The sequence below is a fragment of the Pseudomonas sp. B2021 genome, assembly GCF_018135665.1.
In the GTDB taxonomy this organism is placed as follows: Bacteria; Pseudomonadota; Gammaproteobacteria; order Pseudomonadales; family Pseudomonadaceae; genus Aquipseudomonas; species Aquipseudomonas lactis.
The window spans coordinates 1,203,229-1,209,244 of sequence record NZ_SMOF01000001.1 but is presented as its reverse complement, the minus strand read 5'-3'; the positions used below and the strand labels follow the sequence as shown (position 1 = coordinate 1,209,244).

At 61.6% G+C, this 6,016-nt stretch carries 7 protein-coding genes and 1 riboswitch; of the genes, 3 read left to right on the top strand and 4 right to left on the bottom strand.

The annotated features are described in order from the left end of the window. Window positions 1-482: 482 nt before the first annotated feature. The gene (locus tag E1K68_RS05420) at window positions 483-1,115 is read right to left on the bottom strand and encodes a LysE family transporter (RefSeq protein ID WP_003188636.1); all 633 of its coding nucleotides are present in this window, start codon (window positions 1,113-1,115) and stop codon (window positions 483-485) included. Between the two features lie 84 nt (window positions 1,116-1,199). Between E1K68_RS05420 and E1K68_RS05415 the strand changes: the two genes are divergently transcribed. The 3 genes from E1K68_RS05415 to E1K68_RS05405 all read left to right on the top strand — a co-directional run bounded on the left by E1K68_RS05415 (window position 1,200) and on the right by E1K68_RS05405 (window position 4,038). Then, window positions 1,200-2,165, top strand: a complete 966-nt coding sequence (locus E1K68_RS05415) for a 2-hydroxyacid dehydrogenase (protein ID WP_032900979.1) — start codon at window positions 1,200-1,202, stop codon at window positions 2,163-2,165. A 30-nt stretch (window positions 2,166-2,195) separates the two neighbouring features. After that, on the top strand, window positions 2,196-3,194 hold the full coding sequence (locus tag E1K68_RS05410) for a class I SAM-dependent methyltransferase (RefSeq protein WP_034134882.1): 999 nt from the start codon (window positions 2,196-2,198) through the stop codon (window positions 3,192-3,194). Between the two features lie 51 nt (window positions 3,195-3,245). Beyond that, a riboswitch (yybP-ykoY riboswitch) is annotated at window positions 3,246-3,365 on the top strand. 88 nt (window positions 3,366-3,453) lie between these two features. Next, entirely contained in the window at window positions 3,454-4,038 is a 585-nt protein-coding gene (locus E1K68_RS05405; protein WP_003188631.1) for a TMEM165/GDT1 family protein, read from the top strand. 120 nt (window positions 4,039-4,158) lie between these two features. On the opposite strand, the gene E1K68_RS05400 is transcribed toward E1K68_RS05405, so the two are convergent. The 3 genes from E1K68_RS05400 to E1K68_RS05390 all read right to left on the bottom strand — a co-directional run bounded on the left by E1K68_RS05400 (window position 4,159) and on the right by E1K68_RS05390 (window position 6,016). Beyond that, entirely contained in the window at window positions 4,159-4,977 is an 819-nt protein-coding gene (locus E1K68_RS05400) for a M48 family metallopeptidase (protein WP_003188628.1), read from the bottom strand. Window positions 4,978-5,097: 120 nt separating this feature from the next. Continuing rightward, window positions 5,098-5,718 carry an SOS response-associated peptidase gene (locus tag E1K68_RS05395; protein ID WP_003188626.1) on the bottom strand — a complete coding sequence of 207 codons (621 nt, stop codon included), beginning with the start codon at window positions 5,716-5,718 and terminating at the stop codon, window positions 5,098-5,100. A 37-nt stretch (window positions 5,719-5,755) separates the two neighbouring features. Then, entirely contained in the window at window positions 5,756-6,016 is a 261-nt protein-coding gene (locus E1K68_RS05390; protein WP_003188624.1) for a DUF2007 domain-containing protein, read from the bottom strand.

The window sequence follows — 6,016 nt, the reverse complement described above, 5'->3', positions numbered from 1 at the left end:
CGACGGTAACCACGATGCGAAGCGAGCCGCTCTTGATCTGCTCTTGATCTGCTTTTGATCTTGATCTCAAGCGCCCCGTCAAACCACGCTGGCCGGAATTCGACAGTGATTTGGGGGGTAAACCGGCAGGGATGCCGGTTTAGCCGCCCCGCGCCATGGATGGCGCGTGGCGGCGCCCCCCCAATCACTGGCGGATTACGGGCACACCGAGCCTAGGCGAGGTGCCGAGTGGTGGGGCAAGAGCGTTTTGCTTACTTTTGCGCTTTTCAAAAGTGAGCCGCTGTCAGAGCGGAACCCTAAGCGGCCGTTACCGCAGCAATGGATATGTACACAATCCAACCGTGTTGACTGCCAGCCCGCCTTCGCGAGCAAGCCCGCAGTTGGATCGTTAGGATGTCAGGTAGGTAGGTGTCGGCTGTCAGGCCGACATCGCAGGCAAGCCAGCTCCCACATTTTGTCCCTGCCCGCTTGAGTGAACGCGCTTACTTCATGCTGGTGAAGGCCAACTTCACCCCAATAGCAATCAACACCGCGCCCATGGTCCGATCAAACCAATGCCCCATCCGCGCAAACCCCGCGCGTACACGCTGCTGGCTGAACAGCATGGCCACCAGGCAAAACCACAACGCCGTCGCCACCGCCAGGTACACCCCATAACCGGCCTGCACCGCCAATGGTGTGTGGGGGTTGATCACCACGGTAAACAACGACAGGAAAAACAACGTGGCCTTGGGGTTCAAACCATTGGTCACAAAGCCCGCAGTAAACGCGCCACGCGGGGTGCGCTCACCCGCTTCACGGTGCAACTCGCCCTCGGCCGCAGGCTTGGCCGGCTGGGCGCGCAAGGCCTTGAAGCCGATGTACAGCAGGTACGCCGCTGCCGCCCACTTCAACGCATTGAACAGCACAATGGACTGGGACACGATCAAGCCGATACCCAGCAACGAGTAACCCACATGCAGGAAAATCGCCGAACCGACGCCCAGTGCCGTCCATGTGCCGGCGCGGCGGCCATGGGTCACACTCTCACGCACCACCACGGCGAAATCCGGGCCGGGGCTGGCCACCGCCAGCAAGTGAATCAAGGCTACGGTCAAAAACTCGGCGACGTACATGCTCACTCCATTAAGTAACTGATTATTTCATCTGATAGGCTCGGCAGATTACGCCTTCGAACCTCGTCGCAAAAGGTACAGTTGATCATGAACAATCGCCGCGCCGTCTTCCTCGACCACCCTTCCCTGGACTTGGGCGACCTCGACCTCAGCGGTTTGCATGACTGCTTCAGCCAGTTGCAGTTGTTTGAACAGACCACGCCAGAAAATGTGCTGGAGCGCTTGCAAGGCGCCCAAGTCGCCATCAGCAATAAAATCCCGCTCACGGCCCACACCCTGGCCGCCTGCCCCGAGCTCAAGCTGATCCTGGTGTCGGCCACCGGCACCAACAATATCGACCTTGAAGCCGCCCGCGCCCACGGCATCACTGTGAGCAACTGCCAGGGCTATGGCACGCCGTCGGTGGCCCAGCACACGATCATGCTGTTGCTCAACCTCGCCACGCGCTTGAAGGACTACCAACAGGATGTAGCCGCGGGCAAATGGCAGCAGGCCAAACAGTTTTGCCTGCTGGACCATCCGATCGTCGAACTGGAAGGCAAAACCCTCGGCCTGCTCGGCCACGGTGAACTGGGCAGTGCCGTGGCACGCCTGGCTGAAGCGTTTGGCATGCGTGTGGTGCTCGGCGCGATACCTGGGCGCCCTGCCCGCGCCGACCGTGTGCCGCTGGATCAATTGCTGACCCAGGCCGATGCGCTGACCCTGCATTGCCCACTCAACGAGCACACCCGCGACTTTATCGGCGCTCGTGAACTGGCGTTGCTCAAACCCGGCGCGTTTATCGTCAACACCGCACGCGGCGGCTTGATCAATGAACAGGCCCTAGCCGACGCACTGCGCAGTGGTCATCTGGGCGGCGCGGCGACTGATGTGCTGAGCGTCGAGCCACCCGTCAATGGCAATCCGCTGCTGGCTGGGGGCATTCCACGGTTGATCGTCACACCCCACAACGCCTGGGGCAGCCGCGAAGCGCGGCAGCGCATCGTCGGCCAACTCACGGAAAACGCCCTGGGCTTTTTCAGCGGCGCCCCGCTGCGCGTCGTCAGTTGATAAACTGCGCCCCTTTTCAAGGAGCAGACTATGGATCCGCGCAGTGAAGTACTGCTTCGCCAGGCCGAACTTTTTCAAGGCAACCTGCTGCTCGTGGGTTTGCCTGCCGACGATTTGCTTGGGCGCCTGCCCAACGCCCACGGCTGGTGCTGGCATGCCGGTGACCAGGCGGCGCTCGATGCGCGCTTCGCCGAACGCAGCCAGTTTGGCGTGACAGTGCCCGAGCGCGCCTTTGATGCGGCGGTGATTTTCCTGCCCAAGTCCAAAGACCTCACCGACTACCTGCTCAATGCCGTGGCTGCGCGCCTGCCGGGCGCCGAGCTGTTTCTGGTGGGCGAGAAAAAGGGCGGTATCGAAAGCGCCGCCAAACAGATGGCTCCGTTCGGCAAACCGCGCAAGCTCGATAGCGCACGGCATTGCCAGTTGTGGCAGGTCACCGTCGCCAACGCGCCGCAAGCCGTGGCGCTTGAGAGCCTGGCGCAGGTCTTCGACGTACCGCTGGCCGAAGGCCCGCTGAAGGTCGTGAGCTTGCCAGGTGTGTTCAGCCATGGGCGCCTGGACCGCGGCACCGAGTTGTTGCTGGAGCACTTGGACAAGCTGCCCAGCGGCAACCTGCTCGACTTTGGTTGCGGCGCGGGGGTGCTGGGTGCTGCGGTCAAACGCCGCTACCCGCATAACACCGTGACGATGCTGGACGTGGATGCCTTCGCCGCCGCCAGCAGTCGTCTGACTTTGGCAGCGAACGGCCTGGAAGCCGAGGTATTGACCGGTGACGGAATCGACGCGGCGCCCATGGGTTTGAACGCGATTTTGAGCAACCCGCCGTTCCATGTCGGCGTGCACACCGATTATTTCGCCACGGAGAACCTGCTGCGAAAAGCGGCGAAACACCTGGCAAAAGGTGGCGAACTTCGCCTGGTTGCCAATAGCTTCCTGAAGTATCAACCACTGATCGAAGAGCATTTGGGCATCTGCGCAATCAAGGCCGAAGGCAATGGTTTTCGCATTTACCGTGCCAAGCGCCCCTGAGGGAGGTTTGAAAAAGAACGCTTGCCGAATGGGTTTTGCCTAGGCAGAATCCGCAGCGTCCTAGGGGAGTAGTCTCCCACGAGCGCCATGCTCGTCCGGCATACGTCAACATACTTGGTCAGCAGACCATGGCGTATGCGACCCAGGAGTCCGCACAGACGGACCGGGGTTTGACAAGACCTATGACACGCACACCTTACCCGGGGCGGGAAGGCTGTACGTGTCATAGCCGTGTCGACCCGCCCCTGGAAACTACCTGATGCTGGATTCACTACTCGTTCCTACCGCAATCGTTGCCTTGGCCGAAATCGGCGACAAGACGCAACTGCTCGCACTCATCCTTGCCGCACGCTTTCGCAAACCCTGGCCGATCATCGCCGGCATTGTCGCCGCGACCCTGGCCAACCATGCGGCGGCCGGTGCCGTGGGCGCCTGGTTCGGGAGTTTCTTCTCGGATGCGGTGCTGCACTGGATCCTCGCCGCAAGCTTCTGCGCCACGGCGCTGTGGACCCTGGTGCCGGACAAACTCGATGATGATGAAGCCAGTACCACCCGTAAGTTCGGGCCCTTCCTGACCACCTTGATTGCGTTCTTCCTCGCCGAAATCGGTGACAAGACCCAGATCGCCACAGTGATGCTGGCGGCGCAATACCCGGAATTGTGGCTGGTGATTATCGGTACCACCCTGGGCATGCTGATTGCCAACGTGCCGGTGGTGCTGGCGGGGAATTTTGCCGCGGAGAAACTGCCGCTGACCTTGATTCGTCGCTTGGCGGCTACGGCGTTCTTCGTGCTGGCGGTTATTGCGGTGTACAAGGCCATGCAAAGCAGCGGCTGGATCTAAGCCCTGATGCCTGTAGGAGCGAGCTTGCTCGCGAAAAACTCACCGGCGCCGCGTTTATTCAGGCAACACGCGTTATCGCTGACGTTTCTCGCGAGCAAGCTCGCTCCTACACGGCGTCGATCAGGACTTCTTGGCCTGCTGGTAGAGCGGCATCACCTTCGGAATCGCCGCCTGCAACGACGCGATGCGGCTGTCGGAAGCCGGGTGTGTGCTCATGAATTCCGGTGGTGCGCCTTCCGAAGCCTTGGCCATCTTGTTCCACAACGTGATGGCCGCGTTGGGGTTGTAGCCAGCGCGGGCGGCCAGTTCCAGGCCGATCAGGTCGGCTTCGTTTTCATTGCTGCGGCTGTTGGGCAAGGTCATGCCGTAGTTGGCCACGGTATCGGCCAGTGCCAGGCTGTCTTGGCCGAGACCGAATATTGCCCCGGCGCCCTGCTTGGCCATCTGGATACCGTAGGCCTTGGACATGGCTTCGCGGCCATGCTCACGCAAGGCGTGGGCGATTTCATGGCCCATTACCGCAGCCAGTTCGTCATCGGTGAGCTTGAGGTTGTCGATCAAGCCGCTGTACACCAGGATCTTGCCGCCAGGCCCGCAGTTGGCGTTCATCTCATCGCTTTTGATCAGGTTCACGTCCCAGTTCCACTGGGCGGCATCCGCGCGGAAAGTCGGCGCCTGGGCGATCAGGCGCTTGGCAATGGCCTGCACGCGCTTGGCGTTGGCGCTGCTCTTGTCCAGCACCCCTTTGCTGCTGGCTTCACCCAGGGTCTGCTGATAAGACTGGGCATACATCTGGTCGACTTCCTGACTCGACAGCATGCTGAACATGTACTGCTTGCGCTCTACCCCAACGGCGCCGCCGCTGGTGGTATTGACCGACTGACAACCCGCCAGCAGCATCGCTGCAACCAAACCGCTTACCACCAATGACTTCTTCATGAACACGCTCCCTGAAAACATGGCGCGTATCGTAGGCGGTCATTTGTATCTGCGCCAGATACACCAGACGTTTAACCGCTGAATTTCAGATACATCCGAACGTGGAACGACTGACAAAGCTCACGCCGGGGTCAGGCATTCCGGCCCGTTGAGCTTCGGATCGTTGACCATATTGGCCAGTACCCGCTCGCGCAACGCAGCAGGCTCAGCCGCCAGCATGCCCTGCAGCACATGAAGCGGTGTCGCGGGGTCGAGCCAGGCGGCCTGCCCTGCCGCGTCCAGGATCAATGGGCGCCGCTGACTCTGTGCCGCCTGGGTGACCACGGCCGTGCTCAGCCATACCTGCTCCTGCACCGGATACGCTTCCCAGATCGCGGCAAAGAATAGCGTTGAGCCCTCCCCCGGTGTGAGCCAGTACGGGCGCTTGCGCTGGGTGCCGCGCCATTCATAAAAGCCATTGGCGGGCAGCAGGCAACGGCGCTGGCGGAATGCTTCTCGGAACATCGGCTGTTCGGCCAGGGTTTCGGCGCGGGCGTGAGCCGGGGTGCGCGACAGGTCGGTGAGCCAGGGCGGCGTCAGCCCCCAGCGGGCACGCGCCAGGGTGAGCTGGCCCTCGCTCAGGCGCTGGATCAGCACCGAATCATTGGGGGAAATGTTCCACTGGGCCTGCTGATCGGCGGGGAAGCCGGGCAAGGCAGCAAAGGCAGGGTTCCAGCGAAACAGGGCATAACGTCCACACATGGGGCAACACGACTCTTGGGGTAAACCGACCGACAGCCTAACAGACCAATACGTCGGGAAAGCTGTCGGGTTCGTCGCCGGGCAACGGTTGTGCGCCGATATAGGCAGTGATCAGCTCGCGGGCGCTGGCGGCCTGGTCATTGTCGACCTCCAGCCCCAGCAAGCCGAATATCGGCAACTCGCCCGTGCCGCCGAGCAGGTGGCGCCCCACCAAATGCGCCTCGATGCCTTCACTGGCAAGCATCTGCTGCAGCAGCTCGCCCTCCATGAGGTTTTCCGGTTCGTAGATTCGCTGCAT